Below are 24,343 nucleotides of genomic sequence, written 5' to 3' on the forward strand. Positions count from 1 at the left end.
TTGATTACATTTATACAACTATTCTAACAAATGTAACCGTCGAACATTGTCAGATTTTGTATTTGATTAAATTTATTTAATTGTTGTAAATGCAATAAAATTAGGTTACATTTTATTCATATTACTTTTTGTAGTAAATGCAACAAAAAAACGAAGAAAGGAGAAAAATCATGAAAGAAATTCTACGCGAAATTGGAATGATCGCAAGGGCCTTGGATTCGATAAGTAATATAGAATTTAAAGAATATGACCTGACAAAAGGGCAGTATTTGTACCTTGTTCGAATATGTGAAAATCCAGGAATCATTCAAGAGAAGTTAGCTGAAATGATAAAGGTAGACAGAACAACTGCAGCTCGTGCGATAAAAAAACTTGAAATGAGTGGTTTTATAGAAAAAAAAGAGGACCAACAAAACAAGAAAATAAAAAAACTCTTTCCAACGGAAAAAGGGAATTATGTTTATCCTTTCATAAGAAGAGAAAATGATTATTCCAACATGGTAGCATTAGAGGGATTTTCCGAAAGGGAAGTAGAAACCATGTTTACTCTTCTTCAAAGAGTTCGTAAAAATATTGAAGTAGACTGGGAATTTGTAAAAAAGGGGAACAAGAGAAATTATTAGTTAATAAAGGAGTGACAAAATTAAAATGACTATAATCATAAAGAAGTGTACCCTTGAAGATTTACATACACTACAAGAAATTAGTTACGAAACATTTAATGAAACATTTAAAGACCAGAACTCACCCGAAAATATGAAAGCCTATTTAGAAAGGGCATTCAACTTAAATCAAATAGAAAAAGAATTATCCAATATTTCTTCTGAATTCTTTTTTGTATATTTTAATAAAGAGGTCGCTGGATATTTAAAAATCAATACCAAAGAGGCTCAGTCTGAGGAAATGGGGGATGAATCACTTGAAATCGAGAGGATTTATATAGGGATCAAATTTCAAAAACACGGGCTTGGAAAATATTTGATAAATAAAGCTATGGAAATAGCAATCGAACGTAATAAAAAGAAAATCTGGCTGGGCGTATGGGAAAAAAATGAAAATGCTATTGCTTTTTATAAGAAAATGGGGTTTGTTCAAACTGGCGCACACTCTTTTTATATGGGTGATGAGGAACAAATAGATTTTATTATGACAAAAACGCTAAAATAAAACTTATCATTTATAGGAAAAGAAGAGGCTGCCTCGCAGCCTTTTATATTAAATTACTTAGGTATGTCATTCACTTCATTTGCCACACGGATCCCGGATTCAATTGCCCCTTGAATCCAGCCGTGGGTAAGGCCGGTATGTTCACCAGCAAAGTGTACTCTTCCCTCGGGTTTAGAAATATACGGATATAGCTCAACGTCCTGACCCGGTTCAAAAGAGGTAAAACCTCCGCAAGAATATGGGTTTTTACTCCAGCTAAAAGCTGCACCTGTAACGAATTCTGAATAAACCTGATTCCCAAATATTTCAGCCAAGTTCTTTAGTGCAATTTGGATCATCTCTCTTTCAGATAGACTCTCCAAGGTTAAAGCCTCATCTGCCCAAGTATAACTCGCAATAACAACCGCAGGTCCTTTTGAACCAATACCATAGCTTGGATAATAGGAAAATCGAATGGGCAGATCGGTGATTGATTTACCACCTAATTGCCCTGCTTTCTCCCAAAATCTACTTTTAAACTCGATGGCAATCTTAGAGGAGGCCATATAATTGAGTTCACGAATCGCTGTCCTTTTAAAATAGGAGAAGGATTCATAGGGCTCGACTTGCACAAACCGGAGCGTTGAAAATGGAATAGTCACGATGGCAAGGTCACCAGTCATGCTTAAGCTCTGATCGGTCTTCTGGTGCTTACAATGAATGGTTACATTGTTTTGATGTTGAGATATTTTCATTAATTTTTGGTTAAACAAAATATTTTCGTATAATTGTGGTTGAAAGGCTTTAGGCAATAGATCCATTCCACCCGTTATTTCATAAAAATTCTTCGTTCCGCTTAAGATGATGAGTTCTCGTAATATCTCTACAAAGGTCATCCCCATATACGCTTCCAAGTCAATAAGCACACCAATCATATCATTTGCACCGACAGAAAAATAGTAGTCTAAGAAAGAGCCTAACGATAGATTTCTATATTGTTTTTCTATAAGAGGCCAATTCTTTTTTGGATCTTTGTTTATAAAATCGATGATCGGTTGGACGACAGATAACAAAAGTTCTTCCGCTGATTTTCCTTTTTCATTTGGAGTAACGGGGTATTTTAAAATGCTGGGATCCTTCTCATACAATTGAAGCCTTGTTTTAATGCCATTGGCGTAGAGGATGTCATTTGGAGTTCGGTTTATAAATAGATTGGTAGGCAACTTAAATTTTTTAATATATTCAATGGTTAATTGATGTTTTTCGGGAATTCGCATCGGTCCGGCATTAAAATATAAGTTCTCGCTAAAAGGCGTTCTTATTGTATAAACACGTCCGCCCACTCTATCATTTGCTTCCAAAATGGTGACACTATGATCAGCTTCCTTTAATAAAGAGGCCGCGACGAGTCCAGCCATCCCTGCACCAATAATCATAATCTGTTTAGGATTTTGAGATTTCTTCAGACCTTTTTTAATGATGGTCAGCATTTGCTGCTCAGTTAATGGGGAATTCATCTATTGGGGCAACCTCCTTTGCGTTTCCCAATAATTGCCTTATTGCATTATATACAGGGAAAAGGCTGCATATGTGCAATTTATGACTCTCAAGTCTTGTCTTTACGGATAAAGAAAATCAACCATTTCTTTTACTAAACGTATGTGCTATAACATAGGAGAGAAGGACCCTCCAATTATGAGAATATGGTCCTATTAAAAGGAGGGGATCGTTATGAGAGTAGAACCGACGGAATATTTTTTGAATAATTTACGCTATATCATTAGGTCTGCAAATGAGACGGATGCAATGAGCTTGTCAGAAGTTAGATTGCAGATCGATGGGGAAACAGAGAATTTGGATAGAGAAAAAGGCGAAGCGTTTATTGATGAATCAGGTTTCAAACAGATAATTAAAGAAGATACAGAAAGTAAGAGTAATATATTTTTAGTTGTTGAGGTCAATGAGAGAATTGTAGGTTTTTCCAGATGCGAAGGAAGCAAATTGAAAAGATTTGCACATAAAGTGGAATTTGGTGTCTGTGTTTTAAGAGAATTCTGGGGATATGCAATCGGGAAAAACTTATTACAAGAATCTGTCCAATGGGCGGACTTAAACGGAGTTAAGAAAATATCGTTGGCTGTTCTCGAAACCAATGATAAAGCCATTAAACTCTATGAAAAATTTGGTTTTGAAGTGGAAGGTATTTTAAAAAAGGACAAGATCCTATCTGATGGAAATGACTATCATACGATATTGATGGGAAGGTTTCATGACTTATAAGAATAAGGAGAATTAGATGAAAAATAATGTTTTGTTTGACACTAATAAAATCGACCGGGAAGCATTCCCTTATTATTACGACTACGGCAAAATCGTTTCTACCATTCAAGAAAAACTCGTTAATGAAGTGGGAATCGACTTTCAAATGTATTCTGATGAAGATACTTCCAATGAAATTTGGGATATTCTTGAGGAAGACTTGAAAGAGGAATCTCCGGAAGTACAATTGATTTGTCATATTTATAAAGAAGGGGAGACCAAGACCATCTCATCTAACCATACCGATAAGGTGATGGAGCTGATTATTAAACCACGGATTATCAACGGTCTCTTTTACTATCCAAACTATCAGTTGGCGCTAGCAAGATTAGTCATTTATCAAAGTGATGGGGAAATGACTCGTGATTTTATTTTTGCCAAAAATGATGCGTGCTTAGTAGCCTTTTTGAAGTATGTCCTGAAAAGAAAAAGAGAATATATTAAGAACTATGTTACTGTTTTTACGGATACGGAAGATGGTGTGGAAACAGAGATTGATAGTATTACTACATTGGTTAGAAGAGAAGATGTTTTTTTAGAGGATTCATTAAAGCGTGAAATTTACCGTTCGATTGACGAATTCTTCTCGGAAAGCGGCCAGTTTTTCAAAACCTATGACATTCCTTATAAGCGCGGAATTCTGCTCTATGGTAAGCCTGGTAATGGTAAGACCACCCTCGTGAAATCGATCGCCAGCAGCATTAACGCTCCAGTTGCTTATTGGCAGATCACAGAATTTACATCGAGTTATACCATAAAAGAGGTCTTTACATCGGTATTGAAGTTAACACCATTGGTATTAGTTATTGAGGATATTGATTCCATGCCTGCGAGTGTCCGTTCTGTCTTCTTGAACATCTTAGACGGTGCTACTTCGAAGGAAGGCATTTTCATTATTGGGACGACAAATTATCCTGAAAAAATTGACCCTGCACTCATGAATCGCTCTGGCCGGTTTGACCGTGCGTATGAGATTCATGTGCCGACGAAGGAGCTCCGTTACCAGTATTTATTAAATAAGAATATTGCTCGAATTCTTTCAGAGGACGAGATTCAACAGGTCATTGATTCGACTAAGGATTTCTCCTATGCGCAGCTTAATGAATTATATACATCGATTGCCCTTGAATGGCATTATGAACAAAAAGTGGATGTGAAACGTCTTTGTGCGGATTTAAAATCGCTGCAGCAAAAACAACAAAAACAAGAATGGGATCAAGATCTTTCTTCTGCCTCGATTGGATTTTCAGGGTTTAGTGATGAGTATTAATTTTTATAAAGTGGTTTGCTTATGAGAGTGATTGGTATTGATTTAGCGGGTCCAAGTAATCACAAAGATACTGTATTGACTGTATTTAACCAACAAAATGGTCAATTAAATTTCTTGAAATTAATTAGGAATATAGGGGATTTGGACATTTTAAAAGAAGTAGAGACTCAAAGTCAATTAGATGAAGTCGTTATCGGGATCGATGCCCCTTTATCGTATGAAGATGGGGGAGGGGATCGGCAAGGGGATAAACAGCTTCGTCAGTATATTGTCTCAATTGGGATGAGACCTGGATCCATCATGCCGCCAACTTTAAATCGAATGGTATATCTTACTCTTAGAGGAATTAAGCTTAGTAGAGAAATAGGGAATCTAGCTGCAAGATATGCGATTTCGATTGTGGAGGTGCATCCAGGTGCAGTGATTGGATCAAGACTTCTTGAAGGGGATCTGGAATATGTCTTGAGCTACAAACAAATTCTCACAGCAAGAACCTGGATTCGAGACTGGTTTGCGGAGCAAAAATTAACCAATCTTCCTGTTTTTATTGATGAGGAAAGCCATTTGATTGATGCCTGTGCTGCTGCATTAGGAGCATGGCATTGGAGGGATCCATCGTTGCAGCCAAAATGGTCATTCCCGCCAAATCCTCCTTTGCATCCTTTTGGATATTGTTGTTAGCCGTATTCCTACCACAGTATTTAATACTGTGGTATTTTTCTTTACGGTTTATTATTTCTAAATTATTTGAATTCATTAAATTTAATATAAATTCTGTATATTGTACTTGTTTTTTTCCTAAAAATTACCTATAATTAATTTTACCACTATTGCCCAATTGTTTACCTGCCATTACTTTTTCACTAGATAAAATAAAAGAAGTGCCCCTATAGGGACACTCATTTAAAATTGGTTTAGTTGGATCTTTCTTCTAACCAATCCGCTATCGTTGGGTACGTTATTTTTGTGGCTTGACTGCCAAAAGTAATCGAAGTATGTCCAACAGGTAACACTTTAAATTCTTTATCCTTACTTGAAATCACATTCATCAATGCCTCAACTTGATGTGGCGGGGCAATTAGGTCGTTTACCCCAGCTAAATTGAGCACATTAGCCTTGATATTTTCAAGTTTAACCTTTTTACCTCGAATAACCATTTCGCCTTTGATCAGTTTATTATTTTGGTAGAAGTCTCTAATCCACTGACGGTAGGCTTCACCAGGGAAAAGAATCCCGTCATTTAACCATTTTCGTAGAAGTTTAAAGCTTTTAATAAATTTCTCATTATCAGCACGCTCTACGAGACTAATTAATGGTCCAAAGTTGGTTCCCATTGGATTGATCATTTTATTTCCAAAGTCAATCATTTCTGGTGGAATCACACCAAGGGTTTCTACGACTTTATTAATATCGAAATAGCGCTCATCCAGCATCGGACCATATGAACCGCTATTTTCAAAATTAAACGGACTAGTCATAAAGATAAGGTTGCGAATTGGTAATTCAGGGTGTAGTGCCGCAAATGCAGACGTAATTGTTCCACCCATGCAATAACCAAGAATCGATACTTCCTCAGCTTTAGATTTTCTCAATACCTTACGAACTGCACGAGGGATATAGTCCATAATGTAATCATCTAGTTTCATATTTCTATCTTCGTAACCTGGTGTACCCCAGTCAAGGAGATAAACATCAAACCCACGCTCAACTAGATATTCTATTAAACTGCCACCTTTAGTTAAATCCAAGATATATGGTTTATTGATTAGAGCATAAACTAAAAGAAGGGGAGTTTTATATTTTTTTGGTTGGTCAGAAATATACCGGTAAAGCTTCGTTTTATTTCTAGTCCAAACAACTTCTTTCGGTGTAGGTGCTACTTCCGGTTCAGGCTCGGTCGTTAACACTTGAGTTGCCCTGTAGACACGTTGATACATCTCTTGATACTTTTCAGGCGCAAATTCGAGTACACCATTCCATTCTTTTGGCATCAAAACGTTAATGACTGTTCACTCCTTACAAAATTTATTTACTCTCTTAATATATAAAGAAAGTTGTACCTTCATGACAATTACATGTAAAGTCCACCGTTAATATTTAATTGTTGACCAGTGATATAGTCACCATCTTTACATAAGAAAACGACACCACGAGCAATTTCTTCTGGTTTACCTAAACGTTTTTGTGGAACTTTTTCAACGATTCCTGCAAGAACTTTTTCAGGAATGGCTTGAACCATCTCAGTACCAATAAATCCAGGGCAAATCGCATTAACAGTTACATTGCTTTTAGCTAGCTCAAGAGCAAGTGATTTAGTATATCCAATGAGTCCTGCTTTTGCTGCTGCATAGTTGGTTTGTCCAAAGCCGCCTGCTTGGCCAATAATGGACGAAATGTTGATAATACGGCCAGCGTCTGATTCAAGAAGGTAAGGTAGAGCAGCAGAAGTATTGTTGTAAACACTATTTAAATTTACATCGATTACTTTTCTCCAATCTTCTTCGCTCAATTTTTTGAACGTGCTGTCTCTTGTAATTCCTGCATTATTTACAAGGATATCTAATTTGCCGTAATGATTGATTGTTTCTTGTACAAGGTATGCTGCTTCATTACTTTCTGAAACATCTGCTTGAACAGCGTATGCCTCTCCACCAAACTCATTAATTTCTGCTACTACTTTATCTGCTAATTCTCTGCGGATATTATAGTTAATAACAACTTTCGCGCCATTCTTAGCTAGTTCTAATGCAATCGATGCACCGATACCTCTGCTGCCGCCTGTTACAATCGCTACTTTGCCTTTTAATTCTGTCATTTTTCTGCACCTCATCTATAGTAGTTGTTTAAATAATCCTGCTGGTTTAATCCATTATTTTGTATTACATGCTAATATGTAATCCGTTTTTATTTCTTTTCTTTTTGTGTATTTAACAGAGTAAGAATTTGATTCAATTTATTATCCAAATTCTTCACATCTTTTTTAACATTTGACAATTCTGATTTAAATGACAACTGACCTTCATTATTTTCTAATTTTTGTTCCAGTTTTTCTTCAAGGTCGTCAACTTTTGCATCCACATTAACAATTAACGATGAAATGTTAGCGATGTCATTTCGAGATGGAACATTCATAAACTCTAAATATTTTAATGTAGATTCATCGATCATTTTTTTAAATTGAAGATTCATCTCCAACAACTGTCCCATCCCTTGAGAAGGGTAATCATTGCCGAATTTTTCATCAAATAATTTGCTGGATTGGGAATAAATATCTTTCCACATATCATAAACATTAAAGTCTTCCGTACCCAATTTTCCATCAAATAATTTACTAGATTGGGAATAAAAATCTTTCCACATATCATAAAAATTAAAATCTTGGTTCATTCTTTCTACCTCCTTGATTACTTTTTTGTTGACGTATCCATCATACTAACTTGTTTGGAATATTAAAAGGAGAAAGTTTAAAAATTCACAAAATACATTTCTTCATTTTTTGACAAAATTCTCACTTTTTCGCGAAATGACCTAGGAATTTAACAAAAGTTATAAGTAGAAAGAATTCAGCATACTATGGTTAAAAATGGTAATAATGGGTTTCGTCCCCCTTATTATAATTGTTTTGTTGTTTTCTTTATCAATGTGCCTTGGGATGATGATGAGTGTAGTTGTTCTTTTGAGAATAGTAAAAATGAGGTGATAGTATTGGAATTTAATGAAAAGGTCGTGTTAATTACTGGTGGTGCACAAGGAATCGGCAAAGAAACGGCAAAACAATTTCTTCAAGAGGGTGCAAGTGTTGTAATTTGTGATTATGATGAGTCAGCTGGGAAAAATGCATTAGAAGAATTAAATAGTGAAAAGTTAGCGTTTTTTAAAGTGGATGTAACAGACAGTGCACAGATTGAAAAGATGGTCAGTGCCACAGTAGAAAAGCACGACCGAATCGACATTCTCATCAATAATGCTGGAATTACACTAGACGGCTTTCTTACAAAAATGGATGAATCCGCTTGGGAAAAAGTAATTTCTGTAAACCTCTCCGGGGTTTTTAAATGTACGAAAGCGGTTGCTCCTTATATGTTAAAGCAGGGGGCAGGGGTTATTCTCAACGCATCCTCAGTGGTCGGTTTATATGGGAATATTGGTCAAACAAATTATGCGGCAACCAAAGCTGGTGTAATTGGGTTGACCAAGAGCTGGGCAAAAGAATTTGGTCCAAAAGGGATTAGGGTCAATGCAGTCGCTCCAGGCTTCATTGAAACAGGCATGACGGCTGCCGTGCCAGATAAAGTCCTTGAGTTTATGAAGGAAAAGACACCGCTCAAGAAACTTGGAAAACCAGAAGACATTGCCGCAGCGTACTTATTTTTGGCTTCAGATAAAGCCAATTATATAAACGGAACGATCTTAAGTGTGGATGGGGGATTAGTAATTTAAATTGCATAGCCAAAGCTAAGAGGGAGAATTTGGTTTTCTCTCTCTTTTTTATTGTTAATATTTTGAATAAATAATATTGAAAAATAATTCAAATAAATATTTTTCTACAAAATTCGTCATTTTTTAATGTATTTCAACATAAGTGCCCTTACACTATTGTTTTTTTTGAATGTGACATTTTCCGTTGCCATTCATTGGTTTAATCCCTAATTTTTAAAAAAGTTTAATAGATTTTTGATTAATAAAGGGTGAAAGTAATAAATACATAACTCTGAATTTGTCGAATTGTTTGTCGCAAAAAGTAGGGCTAAATGGTGTAAAATTTGTGAGGAATTATTCAAATACATAAATCAGCTTTGGAGGAGATCAGAATGTCAGTAAATGAAGTTGTCATTGTAAGTGCCGTAAGAACAGCTATTGGTAGTTTCTTAGGGAGTTTAGAAAATGTATCAGCCACTCAGTTAGGTACAACTGTCATTAAAGCAGCTATTGAAAAAGCTGGAATTAATCCAAATGATGTGGATGAAGTTATTATGGGGAACGTATTACAAGCAGGATTAGGACAAAATCCGGCAAGACAAGCTTCTCTTGCAGCGGGTATTCCTCAAGAATCACCAGCTTTTACCATTAATAAGGTTTGTGGATCAGGCTTAAAGGCTGTTCACTTAGCAACACAAGCCATTCTTGCTGGGGAGTCTGAAATCGTTGTTGCAGGTGGAATGGAAAGTATGAGTCAAGCTCCATACCTGTTAAAAGGCGGACGCAACGGTTTCAAAATGGGCGATCAGAAAATGTTAGACAGCATGATTCAAGACGGTTTATGGTGTGCGGAAAATAACTACCATATGGGAATCACAGCTGAAAATCTTGCTGAAAAGTATGAAATCTCACGTGCAGAACAGGATGAATTTGCTGCATGGAGTCAGCAAAAGGCTCAAGCAGCGATTGAATCGAATCGCTTTGCTGATGAAATCGTTCCTGTTGAGGTACCTGGAAGAAAAGGACAAGTAACATTATTCAGCCAAGATGAGTTCCCTCGTTTTGGAGCAACTGCAGAAGGTTTAGGTAAACTTCGTCCTGCATTTAAAAAGGATGGATCTGTTACTGCTGCTAATGCTTCAGGCATTAATGACGGTGCGGCTGCATTTGTTGTGATGAGCCGTAAAAAGGCAGAGGAATTAGGAGTTACTCCTCTCGTAACTATCAAAGCGAATGCTTCTGCAGGTGTAGATCCGAGTATTATGGGAATCGGACCTGTCCCAGCTGTGAAAAAAGCTCTTAATTCAGCGTCTTTATCTTTAGAAGACATTGACTTAATTGAAGCAAATGAGGCATTTGCTGCTCAATCAATTGCAGTTGATCGCGAACTTCATTTTAGTAAAGAAAAACTAAATGTTAACGGCGGTGCGATTGCACTTGGCCACCCAATCGGTGCAAGTGGAGCAAGAATTTTGGTAACTTTAATTCATGAAATGAAGAAAAGAGAAAACCAATATGGTTTAGCTACATTATGTGTTGGCGGTGGACAAGGCGTAGCAACCATCATCGAAAATATTAAGTAATAAAGAATAGATTTTCACAAAAATGGCTTGGAGATTACTCCAAGCCATTTTACTATGTGCAGATTATCTTTCTACTTCGATGTGCTGGAAGCCGTTATGTGTGGCATAGACTTCATACCATTTGTAGGTGGGTGCTTTGAACCACTCATATTGCGGCAAATATACCAAATATCTTATATTGCCATCGGCATCATGAATTGTTTTGAAGATTTTTACAGGACCAATACCATGTAAATATCCTTCCATTCCATCGCGAACCCTATTTTTTTCTGCTTCCTTTTCTTCCTTATATAGCCTCATCAGCCCATCCATAAAGATACTTAGCAACACCAGGGTAATAGCAATTAACCCGAAAATCAATAAATTGAACAATAGATTGCCCTCCTTAAGTTTTTTTAAGAATCATATGTATGATTACTGCACTACTAATCTATTTAACTCTTGAGATCTCTCAACTCCTTAAATGGGATAGCTTCAGATTGATTGTATCTCCGCCAAAGAATAAAAGGTGTGACGAAAAATACATGAAGCGCATATAAAAAATGAAATATTCGTGAATTTTCACCTGAAAAAAGGATAATTTTAGGAGGGATTCTCGGTGTGAGATATTTTTAGGTCCAATTAACCTTAGAATTATATGATAGAATTAATTTAATTTTTACAATTATGAAAGGTGGGACTTACATGATATTGGAAGCGGTTATGCTTACGGTTAGGCCAGGGATGGAAGAGGAGTATGAGGAGGCATTTCGTCAGGCCTCAGAAATCATCGCATCCATGAAAGGATACATATCTCACGAATTACAGCGTTGTCTTGAAGTGAAGGGGAAATATTTATTATTGATTAAGTGGGAAACTCTAGAAGATCATACCGTTGGATTTAGACAATCCAATGAGTATCAAGATTGGAAAAACTTATTACATCATTTTTATGATCCTTTTCCAACTGTGGAACATTTTGAGAACATCCCGCTATTCTAGCTTAGAGGTCAAAGATTTTATTATGGTGATCAGATCAGTTTTAGCATATCAATTTGTCACTTCATTTATTCTTTTCTTAAAGTTGAGCTAGGAAAACATCAACAAGCAAAATTTATTTTTCTACCTTACATAATTGTGAAACATTATACCTAATATAGGGAGGCAAGTTACTGTATATTCGATAGTGGGCTAAATTTTTTGACAAAACAATTTCTATCCAAAACTACGAATTAGAAGAAGGTGCATGATGGGAAAATATTGTTATCGGTCATTCACGATCCTTTCTTTAAGCATGTTCTTATTACTTTTGTCTTCCTGCAGTCAGTCAGAAAGAAAAGAGGCAGAATACAGTACGAATAAAACTACTCGCGAGGTATTAGGTTTCTATACAGAACAGGAAGGCACGTTACCAGGGTCTCAACCTACCGTTACATCACATTTCAATCATTTAAGTATCATTGCACCCTTTTGGTATAAGCTTGATGATAAACGACCAGGCAAACTTATGGATTCGGTTACCGAAGATCATAAAAGAAAGGTTATTCAAAGTGCACATGAAAAACACCTGAAGGTATATATGGTTGTACATAATCTTTTTTATGGAACGGAGGAGAAGGGAAAGCGTGTAGCAGGAAATATCCTTAAAAGCGATAAAAACCGCAATGTTTTCATTCAAAACTTACGCAATGAAATGCATCAGTTTAACTATGACGGGATTAATATTGACATGGAAAATTTGTATTTGACTGATCGAGATTCCTTTAGTTTATTGATAAAGAATTTGTCTGAATCACTACATCGTGACGGAAAGTTAGTAACCGTTTCAGTTCCGGCAAACACAGGTGATTCCCGTGCTAATCCCTGGTCAGCGTGGTTTGATTACGAAAAGCTTGGTCAATATTCAGATAGATTAATGATTATGACATACGATGAACACAACCCAAGAACAACACCCGGATCAACAGCATCAGTCAATTGGATAGAAGCAGCGAGTGATTATGCTTTGAAACATAAAGTACCACCTTCCAAAATTTTACTCGGTATCGCTACTTATGGATGGGACTGGGATACAACAGCAAACAAAGCCTTGTATAGCTCCTATGCAATGTTAATGAGTCAGAAAACAAAATATAAAGCGAAAGTTAAATGGGACTCTCGTACGAAAACACCTCATTTCAGTTACGTAGATGATAAAAATCATAGCCACCAGGTTTGGTTTGAGAATAGCCACAGTCTGCGGTTTAAGCTAAATCTTGTAGAGAAATATGACTTACGGGGAATAGGGATTTGGAGACTTGGCTTAGAAGACCCGATGTACTGGACGACCATATCCGAGAAAATAAAAGTAAAAAAGTGATGGAATGGTCAAGAAACCAGAAGTGATTCCAATCAAATCCCGAAGTTTTATATAATAAAGACAAGTATATTTCAATGAAATGTAAGACAATCTATGAAAAAAACAATGAGGTGTCTTGTGTGTCTTCCATTCATAAAACCAAATTGACTTCCGCCGAGATTGCTGCCCTCTGGACACAATATTTAAACGAAACAGCAGGGATTTGCTTTCACCAACATATGATGGAACACCTAGAAGACAAGGAAATCAGAGATGTTTTTGAATATGCAATGTCTCTTGGTACCCAACATTTAGAGAAAATAAAAGAGTTCTTAATCCAAGAAGGTTTTCCAGTTCCAATCGGATTTACGAATCATGACCTGATACCAAACACTCCACGTCTTTTTTCTGATGTTTTGTGTTTGCATTATTTAAATATTATGACCATCCATGGCTGTCATGGGTACAGCGGCGCGATCACCACAAGTGCTCGACAGGACGTTCGTGAATATTTCACGCGTTGTAATGCATCTGCCGTTGAATTGTGTAATCGGACCAAGAATGTTTTGTTAGAAAAAGGCTTATACTATCGTCCCCCTGTGGTTTACCCACCTGAAAAACCTGATTATGTGAAAAACGAAAACTTTTTAGCGGGATGGTTTGGTGAAAAACGACCGTTAAGTTGTATTGAAATTACCGATATTTATTTTAATTTGAAGAAGAGCATAATGGCGAAAGCCGTCACAGTGGCCTTTTGGCAAGTCGCTCAGTCTAAGAACGTTCGAGACTTTCTATTAAAAGCATTGAAAACAAAAGACAGCCACATCCAAATGTTCAATGACCTTTTAAATAAGGAAAATCTGCCTGCACCACCCACTTTAGAAGCAGAAGTGACGAATTCCACCACTTCTCCGTTTTCTGAAAAGCTAATGATGTATCAAGTCGGATTTTTATTTACAACTGCGATGGTGTATTACGGAACGGGATGGGCATCGTCTCCCAGGAGGGATTTAACCCCGCATTATATGATGGCAATTTCTGGTGACGTAAAAATAGGAAACGATTGGCTCGACATGATGATTGATATCGGTTGGCTGGAACAACCTCCTTTAGCCGAAAATAGAGCGGAATTAGCGATGAGGAATAAATGAGGGTATAAAGAGATTCAATATGATAAACTCAAACCTTTGATGTCTATACAATAATGTATAAAAGATGGGAGCGCTAACGCGATCCCTTTTCTTAATATTAATATCTATTTTTTTATGTAAAAAATAGGATTTTAAATATACCTATAGAAATTGACACGTAGAGAAATGGCACCATTGAGTTTTAGAGGAAAATTAAATGATAGGTTGTACACATAATGGACATTATTAATTTATAAGGGGGGAATCAGGTGGAGGATATAGATATGCATCATATTTTCGAACTTGGACTTACATTAATCATGATCGCAGCTGGTATCACAGCCATCTCTAAAAAATTAAAGCAGCCTTATCCAATTGCCTTAGTTATAGTTGGGACTATTATTGGCCTGGTAAACATTCCAGCATTATCTCCTTTAAAGGATTTTATTACAGAAGGTGAGGTTTTTAACTTTGTTATCATTACACTCTTCTTGCCCGCTTTATTAGGCGAAGCGGCTTTAAAGCTTCCTTTTTCCCATTTAAAAGAGAATAAAGGTCCTATTCTTGCTTTAGCTTTTGGAGCTACTCTGTTATCCTTTCTTATTGTCGGTTTTTCTACGATATGGCTTTTAGATTTTTCGATTCCTACCGCATTTGTGTTTGCTGCTCTAATGAGTGCCACTGACCCTGTCAGTGTGATCTCCATTTTTAAAAGCGTTGGCGTAAATAAAAGGCTCGCAACTGTCATTGAGGGAGAAAGTTTATTTAATGATGGACTGGCGGTCGTCCTATTTAAAATTTCTGCTTTCTATTTACTTACATATATTGATCTTGGGGCAGTCGGGATTGGATATGGATTATGGGAATTTATTAAAGTGATTTCCCTTGGACTCATCATTGGCGGTGCACTTGGATATGGTTTTTCTAAACTAACTAGTTACTTTGACGATTATCCATTAGAAATTATCTTTAGTGTGCTCCTTTTTTACGGTTCATTCTTACTAGCTGAGGCCGTCCATGCCTCAGGAGTCATCGCGGTTGTTGTCGCTGCACTGATTTTTGGAAATTATGGAGCAAGTATTGGAATGAGCCCGACGACGAAGCTAAATATTAATAATTTTTGGGAGGTTGCAGCACTCTTAGCCAATTCAGTCGTCTTCCTAATGGTTGGATTGGAAATAACTAAAATTAACTTAGCGGACAAATGGGGTTTAGTTTTTCTTGCCATTTTGATTGTGCTCATTGCCAGAAGTATGGCAGTTTATCTAAGTCTATTATTCACCAGGAATTTTCCAACTCCCTGGAAACACGTGATCAACTGGGGAGGTTTAAAAGGCTCTTTATCCATAGCACTTGTTTTAAGTCTTTCTCATGAATTTACCGGTAGGGAAGATATATTAATTGTCGCGTTTAGTGTGGTATTGTTTTCTTTAATATTTCAAGGAATATCTATTAGACCGCTATTATCCGTCTTAGGGCTTAATAAAAAAGAAGAAGGGGATAAGGAATATGAAGAACTGATTGCAAGGGGACATAGATTTGAAACAGCCATAAATGAAATACACACCGTTAAAAAAAATTTGTTCATCACCGAAACAGCAGCTAAAGAGGTGATTACGGAATATGAACAAGAACTTTCTGTATTACAGAGCAAAATGGAGCAACTTTTTAAAAAGTATCCCAGTCTGAAAGAAAAACAACAATCGATCCTACAAAAACATGCCTTATATGCACAGCACGAAGCAATTGAGAAATTGGTCAAAGAAGATATTATCTCAAATGAAGTGGCAGAGCTTGAACATAACCTTATTACTGACAAGATCGTGGAATTAGAGGATTTACATTAATTAATATATGTAATCATAAACATAGACATTAGGGTAAAACATAAAAATAGTACTCCAATGTATTGGTATAGAGGGAGAGTCCATATTGTGAAATTAATAAGAAGAAAAGGGAATTTAGTTCGTTTGCATCCTGCCCAAATCCTTGTGATCGGTTTCGGATGTTTAATTCTATTGGGGACTTTACTGTTTATGTTACCGATTGCAACCTATGAAGAGGGACGGGGACTTAGTTTCATTGATGCTTTATTTGAGGCTACTTCAGCTGTTTGTGTGACAGGGCTGGCTGTGGTCGATACAGGAACAACCTTTACTTTATTTGGTGAAATTGTTCTTCTTTGTTTAGTCCAAATAGGCGGTTGGGGATTTATGACTACGGGTATCTTATTGTTTATTATCCTAGGGAAAAAAATTGGATTAAAAGAGCGATTATTACTTCAGGATTCATTAAATGTGTTTTCTCTTTCGGGGGTAGTCAACTTAGTAAAACGGATCATCATCATTACCTTTATTGTCGAACTAATTGGTGCTATCACGTTAGCCATTCGCTGGTCCTTTGACATGCCGCTCCGGAAAGCCATTTACTATGGTATTTTCCATTCTATTTCAGCTTTTAATAATGCAGGGTTTGGTCTTGAATCAGACAACTTAAGTAAATGGGTGGGTGATCCGACGGTTAATATCATGATAACCCTTCTTTTCATCACGGGTGGAATTGGTTTTACCGTTATTCTCGATCTCTTTCATAAAAGATCCTTTCGCAAATTGTCCCTTCATTCGAAAGTCGCCCTCCTTATGACACTATTACTGAACATCGTTGGGACATTCATCATTTTATTATCAGAATATAATAATTCTGGAACTATTGGGAAGCTGTCATTTGATGATAAGCTTTGGGCATCTTACTTTCAAGGCGTTGTAACACGGACTGCCGGTTTTAATACGATTGATATTGGAGCTATGAATCTTTCTTCCCTTGTTTTCATGATGGCGCTTATGTTTATTGGTGCGTCCCCCGGGTCTACTGGTGGGGGTATTAAAGTGACCACTTTTGCCATTATTATTTTAGCTTTTTGGGCGGTGGTTACCAATCGAGATGAAGTGAACATTTTTAAACGAAGGCTTTCGTGGGAACTTGTCAATAAATCATTATCGATTGTTGTGGCGGGAATGTTTTTTATCTTCCTTATTTTTTTCTTATTAACCTTTACCGAAAAAGCTGATATGAGCAAACTGCTGTTTGAAACCATTTCTGCCTTTGGAACAGTAGGTTTGTCCGCTAATTTTACACCCGACCTGTCACCCTTCGGTAGAGTCTTGATTTCCATCATGATGTTTATTGGAAGGCTTGGACCTTTAACGATGGCTTTTGCACTTTTAAATACTCGTAAAGATGCAAAAGTTAGATATGCAGAAGAAAAGATCTTAATCGGCTAGAGTTTCATTTTTTAATTAGGGGGTGTTTCGTACTTATGGTAAAGCAAAGTTTTGCTGTAATTGGGTTAGGGAGATTTGGTACGAGTATCGCATCCAAGCTAATTGAAGCAGATCAGGAAGTAATGGGAATTGATATAAATGAAGAAAGAGTCGAAGAAGGTAAATTATTAGTTACCCATGCTGTTGTCCTGGATTCAACGGAAGAAGAATCACTGAAGGCGGTTGGAATTCGTAATTTTGATTATGTTATTGTTGCCATCGGCAATGATATGCAGGCAAGTATTTTAACAGTTTTAATTTTAAAAGAAATGGGCGTGAAACAGGTGATTGCAAAAGCTCTGAATAAACGCCATGGACAAGTTTTAACAAAAGTAGGTGCCGATTGGGTTGTACATCCTGAAAGAGATATGGGAGAACGTGTAGCCCATCAACTTCTCTCACCCAATGTCCTGAACTATATAGAACTTTCAAAGGATTACAATATTGAAGAAATCATGCTGCCACCGTGTATGGCTAGAAAAACTTTACGTGAACTGGATTTACGTGCGAAATATAATGTGAATGTCATTGCCATTCTAAGTAATGAAAATTTAATCATTTCACCCTTTCCGGAACATCTTATTCAAAATGGGGATAAGGCAGTAGTCATTGGACACCGTGATGATCTAAATAAGTTGGCAAATCTTAAATAACCTTTCATTTTTACCGAAAAGACATCCATTGGTGGGATGTCTTTTTATGATCAGTTATTTATGTTGTCATTTAAATCAATGGACAAATTTCCTTTGGTCCCTATCACAGCATACGAAATATCATTAACTGCAAGGTTTCTCTTTTTTAGTTCTCCCATTAACCATTTTTCATCGTAATTGGATTTGGTTAAGTTCTCAAATAATATTTTCCCATTATAAATCAACTCGACCGGTACCGTCTCAGAGGAGGATAATTGCTTTAAATCTTCTTTAGTGGTGGATAGGTATTGGCTTTTTTTTAAGACAGACAGTGAGCCATTTATTTCTAAAATCGCACATTCTACTTCTTCAATGTTGAAAATATCCTTGCCGCGTAATGCTTGTTGCAGAGAATCTAGCGAATAATGCATTCGTTCCATTGATTCTCCAAGAATTTCTCCATTTTGAATTAAGATTGCAGGCTCACCAGCGATCCATTTCCTTAAGCGTGGATTTCGTAAGGCCACTTGATTTAGAATAAAAACAACCGTACCCAGTAGGATCATCGCTATAATAAAATAAAGAAATCTAATTTTAATATTAAAGGCTAGATTTCCTGCTATTGTTCCCATCGTAATGGAAGCTATATAAAGGTGATACGTCTTATGGGCAATCGTTTGTTTACCGAGTACCAGGACAAATACCCATAATAATATAAATGAAGTAAACGTTCGAATGATAATCTCAACAGTTTCTGACATCAATTTTTCTCCCAATATAATCCAACAATTCTCATTTGATAGTATGTTCTTTGAACAGAGCGATTATTCTAACGTGAACCATTTTAAAAAAATTAATAGGTTTCTATATTTATAGCTACTTGAAAATGTAAAATATATGGTAAAATATGTGAATATTATAACGATTAAGGAGGTTAAAAGGTAATGGTGATCAATTACAATGGTCGGATATTTGTATCTGTTGAAAATACAGCAAACGGAGATGTATCAACAAGTACCTTTTTTGAATACAAACAAGAAGGAAATATACTTTCAGCTACATATGGCGGCGGAGAGATCGTAAAGGGGACGCTGATTGGAATAGTTCAGGAAAATGGCCATTTACAATTTAGATATAACCATGTGAACACAAAAAACGAAATTAGAGGCGGGAAGTGCTGCTCGATTCCAGAAACTCTTCCCGATGGAAGAATTAGATTACATGAAAAGTGGAAATGGACAGACGGTGAGCATACCGAGGGGGAATCTGTTATTGAAGAAGTGTTTAGATAAGGAGGATGATCGCATGGAAAAGCATAGAAAGTTAATTGAATCAATACGTTTGTATGGGTCAATTACGCTTGGTATATTAATGGCAATTCAATGGTTAAATATAATCGTTGGGATAGTTATCGTCATTGTATTGGCAATCATTGACCAAATTTTTATCAAACCAAAATTGAAGCCTGATAATATGAGGTGATTATTCGTGTCCATAAAAGGTATCAATCATTTCTTATTTTCCGTTTCGGATCTGGAGAAATCTATTGAGTTTTACAAGAATGTCTTTGATGCTAAGCTGTTGGTCAAAGGAAGAAGCACGGCCTATTTTGATCTAAATGGGATGTGGCTAGCTCTCAATGTGGAGAAAGATATCCCCCGAAATGAAATTCAGCAATCCTACACACATATAGCCTTTTCTATTGAGGAAGCAGAGTTTGATCGTATGGTTCAAAAACTAATAGATTTGAATGTTACTATCTTACCAGGTCGTCCAAGGGATGAAAAAGACAAGAAGTCCATCTACTTTACGGACTTGGATGGGCATAAGTTTGAGTTTCACACAGGTACTTTACAGGATCGCTTGGATTATTATAAACAAGAAAAACCTCATATGGAAATTTACAGATAGCTTTTTCAGCCCCAGCATTTGGAGGCTTTTTCTTTTTTGCGGACCTCCCCCTATTTTTTGCGTGTTTTCACCGCATTACCTACATTATAATGAACATATAGAATTTATCTGGAAATTCTTTCTTATTGAAAGGAGTAGGCAATGAGCACGGACTTAAAATTTATACGAAGCGCGCAACAATTACTGCAGAAAATGCCAGATGCGATGTATATCATTGGACTTGATAATAAAGTTTTATGGGTAAACGAAGCTTTTCAAAAATTCTTTGGTTCGGACCAAAAACAATGGGATGATGGTTTAACCAACTTAATCTTTATAGAAAAGAAAGAGCATGAACCCTTTGTTGTTTATTGTCATGATGGTTCCGTCATCTCTGTAAGACTGCAATTAATCCCTATTAATGAAAACGAATCAACTCCAATTGCTTATACTGGCATTATACAAAAATCCACCATGGAACACCTCCTAGACGAAGATATAAGGTATAAAATTGTCGCAGATAACACATCTGATGTAATCGTACTCGTGGATCAACGGACGATTGTTCGTTATGTATCACCATCCATTTATTCGATGATTGGTTACACAGCGGAACAATACGAAGGAATGGACGCCTTTGACTTAATTCATCCTGAGGACAGGCAGCGAATTCGTGACTTGCATTTTCAAGCAGTCCAAACCAAAACAGAAATTAAAATGGAATATCGTGCCATTCACGCCCAAGGATCACTGCTCCATGTTGAGACCAAGGTGAAACCTGTGTTCGATAGTTTCGGAAATGTAAAATATGTAGTTGCGGTGATACGTGATATAACTGAACGAAAAAAGGCTGAACAATTATTAGAAAATATTTTAGAAAGTGTTAATGCAGCAGTATGGTCAACGGATAAGGATTTTAGCTATTATACCTTTTGTTCAGAGAGCATTGAAAAAATATCGGGAATTCCTAGACATGAAATTATGCATAACCCGATTCGCCTACATGACCACATCCACCCAGAGGATAATTTGATGCTAATGGGGGAAGTAAAGAAGAACTTGGATAGGGGTCTACCTGTAAACAAAGTCATTCGTTATACCCATATTGAAAATGAAACTAGATGGGGAAGGCTGATCGTCCACCCGTTTTTGGACAATACAGGCGCAGTCGAACGTCTTGATGGGTTGATGTTGGATATTACGGAGAAAAAACGGTCGGAGTTAGCATTAGAAGAAAGTGAGCAAAGGTATAAGTCGTTATTTGAGAACAATTTGGATGGAGTTTTTTCCATTGATTTAAAGGCTAATTTTGTCAATGCTAATCGATCGTTTGAAAAAATTACAGGTATCAAAATAGACGAATTGCCAGATCGTTGTTTAATAGGGTTGATTTATGATGAAGATCACTTGGCTATCTATCAAGTTCTCTCGGAAGTCATTCAAACCCATGAATCAAGAGACATTGAATGCAGGATTGTACGCTATAGGCAACCGGATCCTCGCGTTGTTAATATTTCCTTTGTTCCGATCTTCCTTTATGGTGAATTAATGGGTGTACATGGGATGGTTAAGGATATAACTGAGCGTAAAAAAGAGGAATTAGAGCTAATCCAAAGTGAAGAAAGATATAAGACGCTTCAGCAAAGTATTAATCGTTTCTCCCATGATCTTGCGAACGTTATGAAAGTTTCTGAATTAGAAAATCGTTTAATTGATGAGGTTAAGAAAGTATTGGCAGTTACAAGTGCATCCATTGAAAAAGTTCCAAGAAATAAGGAAGCATCTCTAGGTAACCAAAAGGAAAAATGGGTAAAAATTGCCGAAAAGGATCAGCTTATCTATTTAAGGATTAGCACTGATCAAGCTTTGAAAAAAATAGAGGAAGAGTGGCTTGAAACGGCCGTTCATTATGTCACGATTTTATATGATAATCTTGGATTTATTGAAGATTTGATGAAACGCATTGAGGACATGGTAAGTATCAATGAGACCCCTAAATGGATGCTCCGGCTCTTGTTTAGACTTTCGGAAAAGGAACGGGCTTCTCTTTCCAGCGATTTGCATGATTCTGTATTGCAGGACCTTATTATTTGGTACCGTAAACTGGAATCATTACGCTCCACATCAAAGTTTAACGATGAGATTCAGGAAGAGCTAATGCAAATTGAAGAAGGACTGCTTGACGCCATTCATCAAATTCGCATTACCTGTAATGAACTTCGCCCGCCGTTTCTCATAAAAATGGGGCTGGTGGAATCTTTAAAGAGTCTGTTTTCGTATGCCCGCATGTTTTCTAATTATGAGATTGACTTCACTGCCATGGATTTAATCCATTCATTAAATGAGGATCAAATCCTCGGCTTGTATCGTATAGTTCAGGAGCTATTAAATAATGCCACCAAACATTCGAAAGCATCGAAAGTAACAATGAATTTGATCAGCAAACAGGATTATATTCATTTTTCTTATGGTGATAACGGGGTCGGGATCGATTTAACCTCCTTTGGCGGCTCGTTTAAACATATGGGTTTAGCTGGGATTGAGAATCGTGTCCTTAGTTTAGAGGGGAAAGTGGAGTTTCATTCTGCTCCTCAAGAGGGCTTTCATATGGATATTACCATTCCAACTATAACAACGCAAAAAGGTGATCACTATGGAAATATTATTGGTGGATGATCATAGATCCGTCGTCGAAGGATCAAAGATGCTCATTGAGTCAGAACCAGATATGAATGTTACGATTGAAACGGACGTTTATCTTGTCCCGGATTTGGTCCGTCTAAAAAGTTTTGACGTCATCTTGTTTGATTTATATATGCCTAATATCAATGGGGCTGATTTAGCACGAAAAGTGCTCGAAGATGTTCCTGACGCCATAATTCTCATATATTCGGGATTTGATATTGCACCACATTTTAATTTGCTGATGGATTCAGGCGTGTCTGGCTTTATTTCGAAAACATCGACCAGAGAACAGCTAGTTCAGGCAATCCGCAGCGCCGCGAGGAAAGAGGCGATTATTCCGATGCAACTTCTTAAGCAGCTTAGACGTCAGGAGATCATTGTGCAAGGGGATAGTGCCAATGAGAAAACAACGATTGGAAAAAAGGAAGAAACACTTCTGCGCGAGTTAGCCAAGGGACATAGTAATAAGGAAATTTCCAAGACCTTGCTAATCAGTCAGCGCTCATTGGAGTACAGTCTGACCGAACTTTTTCAAAAATTAAATGTCAACTCACGGGTGGAAGCTATTAAAAAAGCTAAAGGACTGGGGATTCTGCCAACAGAAGATTTATATTAGAGAGGATGGGACCGGCGTATGCCGGTCCTTTTCTTGTGATTTTCGGTAAACCCGCAATTTTTTGCGTTAAGTCCATATAGGTTTGCGGTTGGCATTGTCGTCTGTTGAAATATGATGTTTTCATCCACTCCTATGCGCCATATTTGATTTTATTGTAGCTGTATTTATATTGAGGTTTTATTAAAAGGAGGTAATAGAAAATGAATGTTCAACTATTACAGTGGGGATTGTTCTCGTTTATGATTGGAATGGTATTATCGCTGCCGCTTGCAGCCGTATTTTATCAAAAAAGTTCACCAATGAATAAGGTTTTTACGAATTCTAGAAAACTAAAATCAGCCCATATAGATTTTTTTATGCAAGGCTTCGCATTGGGATTAGCTTTTCTATTGGAAATGTCGTTGAAGACAGAGTTTTCCTTGTACATTGTCATCCCATTGATTTATGGTTCGATTTTGAACCCTACGATTTTGTTGTTAGAAGCTACACCTTTTATCCGTTCAAGTTACCGATTTGCTCATCTCTTCCTTAGAACCACGAGCCCGTTAGCCCTTCTGTTTGCTTGGATTGCCATTGCTATTTGGTTCTTGCCATTATATTTAGATATATTACTATTGTTCGTGGTCGCAGCTGGTGGGCTTGTAATTATCTAACTAAGAGTAGTAAAAACCTTAACATATAGAGTTAAGGCTTTTTTTTGCTTACTTGGAGATTGGTTATCGCCAGTAAACTCGGGTTATGCGCCATTAACTCTATGTCATCCGCCAGTAACGAGTAACCATCCGCCAGTAAACTCGCGTCATCCGCCAGTAAAACCGTTATCGAGAGTATTTGCCCCTTATCCAAGAGTAAATTCAAATGATCCGAGAGTAACCCCTTTTTACAAAGAAAACTGCAAGCCACATGCGGTCTTACCCCAAAAGTCTGCGGTGCTTCTCTCAAAGTCTGCGGTTTTGATGGAATAGAAACGCCGTACAATGAAATCATCCAAAACAAAAGAAAAACCCCATACGAAG

The 24,343-nt window shown here is 36.9% G+C and carries 26 protein-coding genes; 19 read left to right on the forward strand and 7 right to left on the reverse strand.

The window, feature by feature from the left end; genetic code table 11:
• Positions 1-170 precede the first annotated feature (170 nt).
• Both ACE198_RS14095 and paiA read left to right on the forward strand, forming a co-directional pair.
• Positions 171-623, forward strand: a complete 453-nt coding sequence (locus ACE198_RS14095; RefSeq protein WP_375375982.1) for a MarR family winged helix-turn-helix transcriptional regulator — start codon at positions 171-173, stop codon at positions 621-623.
• Between the two features lie 25 nt (positions 624-648).
• Complete coding sequence (paiA, locus tag ACE198_RS14100) at positions 649-1,167, forward strand: spermidine/spermine N(1)-acetyltransferase (protein WP_098574677.1); 519 nt, start codon at positions 649-651, stop codon at positions 1,165-1,167.
• 53 nt (positions 1,168-1,220) lie between these two features.
• On the opposite strand, the gene ACE198_RS14105 is transcribed toward paiA, so the two are convergent.
• Positions 1,221-2,663: a flavin monoamine oxidase family protein gene (locus ACE198_RS14105; protein ID WP_375375983.1), complete on the reverse strand. Its 1,443-nt coding sequence runs from the start codon at positions 2,661-2,663 to the stop codon at positions 1,221-1,223.
• A gap of 214 nt (positions 2,664-2,877) precedes the next feature.
• Here ACE198_RS14105 and ACE198_RS14110 point away from each other — a divergent pair, with 214 nt between their 5' ends.
• From ACE198_RS14110 to ACE198_RS14120, 3 genes are read left to right on the forward strand one after another with little or no spacing between them, the layout of a single operon-like run.
• Positions 2,878-3,426, forward strand: a complete 549-nt coding sequence (locus ACE198_RS14110; protein ID WP_375375984.1) for a GNAT family N-acetyltransferase — start codon at positions 2,878-2,880, stop codon at positions 3,424-3,426.
• A gap of 16 nt (positions 3,427-3,442) precedes the next feature.
• Positions 3,443-4,735 (forward strand): AAA family ATPase, encoded by a 1,293-nt coding sequence (locus ACE198_RS14115; protein WP_375375985.1) that lies wholly within the window; start codon positions 3,443-3,445, stop codon positions 4,733-4,735.
• Positions 4,736-4,756: 21 nt separating this feature from the next.
• Positions 4,757-5,416: a DUF429 domain-containing protein gene (locus ACE198_RS14120; RefSeq protein ID WP_375375986.1), complete on the forward strand. Its 660-nt coding sequence runs from the start codon at positions 4,757-4,759 to the stop codon at positions 5,414-5,416.
• Between the two features lie 233 nt (positions 5,417-5,649).
• On the opposite strand, the gene phaC is transcribed toward ACE198_RS14120, so the two are convergent.
• The 3 genes from phaC to ACE198_RS14135 form a co-directional block, all read right to left on the reverse strand.
• A complete protein-coding gene (gene phaC, locus ACE198_RS14125; protein ID WP_098574672.1) occupies positions 5,650-6,726 on the reverse strand; it encodes a class III poly(R)-hydroxyalkanoic acid synthase subunit PhaC in 1,077 nt (358 codons plus the stop codon).
• Between the two features lie 80 nt (positions 6,727-6,806).
• Positions 6,807-7,550 carry a 3-oxoacyl-ACP reductase gene (locus ACE198_RS14130; RefSeq protein WP_098574671.1) on the reverse strand — a complete coding sequence of 248 codons (744 nt, stop codon included), beginning with the start codon at positions 7,548-7,550 and terminating at the stop codon, positions 6,807-6,809.
• Positions 7,551-7,639: 89 nt separating this feature from the next.
• A complete protein-coding gene (locus ACE198_RS14135; protein WP_375375987.1) occupies positions 7,640-8,122 on the reverse strand; it encodes a polyhydroxyalkanoic acid synthase subunit PhaR in 483 nt (160 codons plus the stop codon).
• Between the two features lie 318 nt (positions 8,123-8,440).
• On the opposite strand from ACE198_RS14135, the gene fabG reads away from it, so the two are divergent.
• Both fabG and ACE198_RS14145 read left to right on the forward strand, forming a co-directional pair.
• The gene (fabG, locus tag ACE198_RS14140) at positions 8,441-9,175 is read left to right on the forward strand and encodes a 3-oxoacyl-ACP reductase FabG (protein WP_251459960.1); all 735 of its coding nucleotides are present in this window, start codon (positions 8,441-8,443) and stop codon (positions 9,173-9,175) included.
• Between the two features lie 371 nt (positions 9,176-9,546).
• Positions 9,547-10,737, forward strand: coding sequence for an acetyl-CoA C-acetyltransferase (locus tag ACE198_RS14145; protein WP_098574668.1), 1,191 nt, complete (start codon positions 9,547-9,549; stop codon positions 10,735-10,737).
• Positions 10,738-10,800: 63 nt separating this feature from the next.
• Here the strand turns inward: ACE198_RS14145 and ACE198_RS14150 are convergent, their stop codons facing one another.
• On the reverse strand, positions 10,801-11,109 hold the full coding sequence (locus tag ACE198_RS14150; protein ID WP_375375988.1) for a hypothetical protein: 309 nt from the start codon (positions 11,107-11,109) through the stop codon (positions 10,801-10,803).
• A gap of 312 nt (positions 11,110-11,421) precedes the next feature.
• Between ACE198_RS14150 and ACE198_RS14155 the strand changes: the two genes are divergently transcribed.
• From ACE198_RS14155 to ACE198_RS14180, 6 genes are all read left to right on the forward strand, one after another.
• A complete protein-coding gene (locus tag ACE198_RS14155; protein WP_251459957.1) occupies positions 11,422-11,718 on the forward strand; it encodes an antibiotic biosynthesis monooxygenase family protein in 297 nt (98 codons plus the stop codon).
• Between the two features lie 247 nt (positions 11,719-11,965).
• Positions 11,966-13,075: a glycosyl hydrolase family 18 protein gene (locus ACE198_RS14160; protein ID WP_375375989.1), complete on the forward strand. Its 1,110-nt coding sequence runs from the start codon at positions 11,966-11,968 to the stop codon at positions 13,073-13,075.
• 119 nt (positions 13,076-13,194) lie between these two features.
• Positions 13,195-14,205, forward strand: a complete 1,011-nt coding sequence (locus tag ACE198_RS14165) for a DUF3231 family protein (RefSeq protein ID WP_375375990.1) — start codon at positions 13,195-13,197, stop codon at positions 14,203-14,205.
• Between the two features lie 248 nt (positions 14,206-14,453).
• Positions 14,454-16,031 (forward strand): cation:proton antiporter domain-containing protein, encoded by a 1,578-nt coding sequence (locus tag ACE198_RS14170; protein ID WP_375375991.1) that lies wholly within the window; start codon positions 14,454-14,456, stop codon positions 16,029-16,031.
• A gap of 57 nt (positions 16,032-16,088) precedes the next feature.
• Positions 16,089-17,465: a TrkH family potassium uptake protein gene (locus tag ACE198_RS14175; RefSeq protein ID WP_375375992.1), complete on the forward strand. Its 1,377-nt coding sequence runs from the start codon at positions 16,089-16,091 to the stop codon at positions 17,463-17,465.
• Between the two features lie 35 nt (positions 17,466-17,500).
• Positions 17,501-18,157, forward strand: a complete 657-nt coding sequence (locus ACE198_RS14180) for a potassium channel family protein (RefSeq protein WP_375375993.1) — start codon at positions 17,501-17,503, stop codon at positions 18,155-18,157.
• A 50-nt stretch (positions 18,158-18,207) separates the two neighbouring features.
• Here the strand turns inward: ACE198_RS14180 and ACE198_RS14185 are convergent, their stop codons facing one another.
• Positions 18,208-18,897, reverse strand: a complete 690-nt coding sequence (locus ACE198_RS14185) for a YetF domain-containing protein (protein WP_375375994.1) — start codon at positions 18,895-18,897, stop codon at positions 18,208-18,210.
• A 186-nt stretch (positions 18,898-19,083) separates the two neighbouring features.
• On the opposite strand from ACE198_RS14185, the gene ACE198_RS14190 reads away from it, so the two are divergent.
• The 6 genes from ACE198_RS14190 (at position 19,084) to ACE198_RS14215 (ending at position 23,980) form a co-directional block, all read left to right on the forward strand.
• Positions 19,084-19,428, forward strand: a complete 345-nt coding sequence (locus ACE198_RS14190) for an avidin-fold protein (protein WP_375376031.1) — start codon at positions 19,084-19,086, stop codon at positions 19,426-19,428.
• Positions 19,409-19,618 carry a hypothetical protein gene (locus ACE198_RS14195; protein ID WP_375375995.1) on the forward strand — a complete coding sequence of 70 codons (210 nt, stop codon included), beginning with the start codon at positions 19,409-19,411 and terminating at the stop codon, positions 19,616-19,618. Before ACE198_RS14190 ends, ACE198_RS14195 begins: the two co-directional genes overlap by 20 nt.
• A 6-nt stretch (positions 19,619-19,624) precedes the next feature.
• Positions 19,625-20,047: a FosM family fosfomycin resistance protein gene (gene fosM / locus ACE198_RS14200; protein WP_375375996.1), complete on the forward strand. Its 423-nt coding sequence runs from the start codon at positions 19,625-19,627 to the stop codon at positions 20,045-20,047.
• Between the two features lie 141 nt (positions 20,048-20,188).
• Complete coding sequence (locus ACE198_RS14205; RefSeq protein WP_375375997.1) at positions 20,189-22,702, forward strand: PAS domain-containing sensor histidine kinase; 2,514 nt, start codon at positions 20,189-20,191, stop codon at positions 22,700-22,702.
• The gene (locus ACE198_RS14210) at positions 22,680-23,327 is read left to right on the forward strand and encodes a response regulator transcription factor (protein WP_375375998.1); all 648 of its coding nucleotides are present in this window, start codon (positions 22,680-22,682) and stop codon (positions 23,325-23,327) included. Before ACE198_RS14205 ends, ACE198_RS14210 begins: the two co-directional genes overlap by 23 nt.
• Before the next feature lie 200 nt (positions 23,328-23,527).
• Positions 23,528-23,980, forward strand: coding sequence for a hypothetical protein (locus ACE198_RS14215; RefSeq protein ID WP_375375999.1), 453 nt, complete (start codon positions 23,528-23,530; stop codon positions 23,978-23,980).
• A gap of 31 nt (positions 23,981-24,011) precedes the next feature.
• Here the strand turns inward: ACE198_RS14215 and ACE198_RS14220 are convergent, their stop codons facing one another.
• Positions 24,012-24,323, reverse strand: coding sequence for a hypothetical protein (locus ACE198_RS14220; protein WP_375376000.1), 312 nt, complete (start codon positions 24,321-24,323; stop codon positions 24,012-24,014).
• Positions 24,324-24,343 lie beyond the last annotated feature (20 nt).

Origin of the sequence: Neobacillus sp. KR4-4, from assembly GCF_042136325.1 — a bacterium.
Classification (GTDB): Bacteria; Bacillota; Bacilli; order Bacillales; family Cytobacillaceae; genus Neobacillus.

Bases quoted from the DNA above. Each gene is read 5' to 3' on its own strand.
- ACE198_RS14095 (WP_375375982.1), top strand. From the start codon at position 171: ATGAAAGAAATTCTACGCGAAATTGGAATGATCGCAAGGGCCTTGGAT.
- paiA (WP_098574677.1), top strand. From the start codon at position 649: ATGACTATAATCATAAAGAAGTGTACCCTTGAAGATTTACATACACTA.
- ACE198_RS14105 (WP_375375983.1), bottom strand. From the start codon at position 2,663: ATGAATTCCCCATTAACTGAGCAGCAAATGCTGACCATCATTAAAAAA.
- ACE198_RS14110 (WP_375375984.1), top strand. From the start codon at position 2,878: ATGAGAGTAGAACCGACGGAATATTTTTTGAATAATTTACGCTATATC.
- ACE198_RS14115 (WP_375375985.1), top strand. From the start codon at position 3,443: ATGAAAAATAATGTTTTGTTTGACACTAATAAAATCGACCGGGAAGCA.
- ACE198_RS14120 (WP_375375986.1), top strand. From the start codon at position 4,757: ATGAGAGTGATTGGTATTGATTTAGCGGGTCCAAGTAATCACAAAGAT.
- phaC (WP_098574672.1), bottom strand. From the start codon at position 6,726: ATGCCAAAAGAATGGAATGGTGTACTCGAATTTGCGCCTGAAAAGTAT.
- ACE198_RS14130 (WP_098574671.1), bottom strand. From the start codon at position 7,550: ATGACAGAATTAAAAGGCAAAGTAGCGATTGTAACAGGCGGCAGCAGA.
- ACE198_RS14135 (WP_375375987.1), bottom strand. From the start codon at position 8,122: ATGAACCAAGATTTTAATTTTTATGATATGTGGAAAGATTTTTATTCC.
- ACE198_RS14145 (WP_098574668.1), top strand. From the start codon at position 9,547: ATGTCAGTAAATGAAGTTGTCATTGTAAGTGCCGTAAGAACAGCTATT.
- ACE198_RS14155 (WP_251459957.1), top strand. From the start codon at position 11,422: ATGATATTGGAAGCGGTTATGCTTACGGTTAGGCCAGGGATGGAAGAG.
- ACE198_RS14160 (WP_375375989.1), top strand. From the start codon at position 11,966: ATGGGAAAATATTGTTATCGGTCATTCACGATCCTTTCTTTAAGCATG.
- ACE198_RS14175 (WP_375375992.1), top strand. From the start codon at position 16,089: ATGTATTGGTATAGAGGGAGAGTCCATATTGTGAAATTAATAAGAAGA.
- ACE198_RS14180 (WP_375375993.1), top strand. From the start codon at position 17,501: ATGGTAAAGCAAAGTTTTGCTGTAATTGGGTTAGGGAGATTTGGTACG.
- ACE198_RS14185 (WP_375375994.1), bottom strand. From the start codon at position 18,897: ATGTCAGAAACTGTTGAGATTATCATTCGAACGTTTACTTCATTTATA.
- ACE198_RS14205 (WP_375375997.1), top strand. From the start codon at position 20,189: ATGAGCACGGACTTAAAATTTATACGAAGCGCGCAACAATTACTGCAG.
- ACE198_RS14210 (WP_375375998.1), top strand. From the start codon at position 22,680: ATGGAAATATTATTGGTGGATGATCATAGATCCGTCGTCGAAGGATCA.
- ACE198_RS14215 (WP_375375999.1), top strand. From the start codon at position 23,528: ATGAATGTTCAACTATTACAGTGGGGATTGTTCTCGTTTATGATTGGA.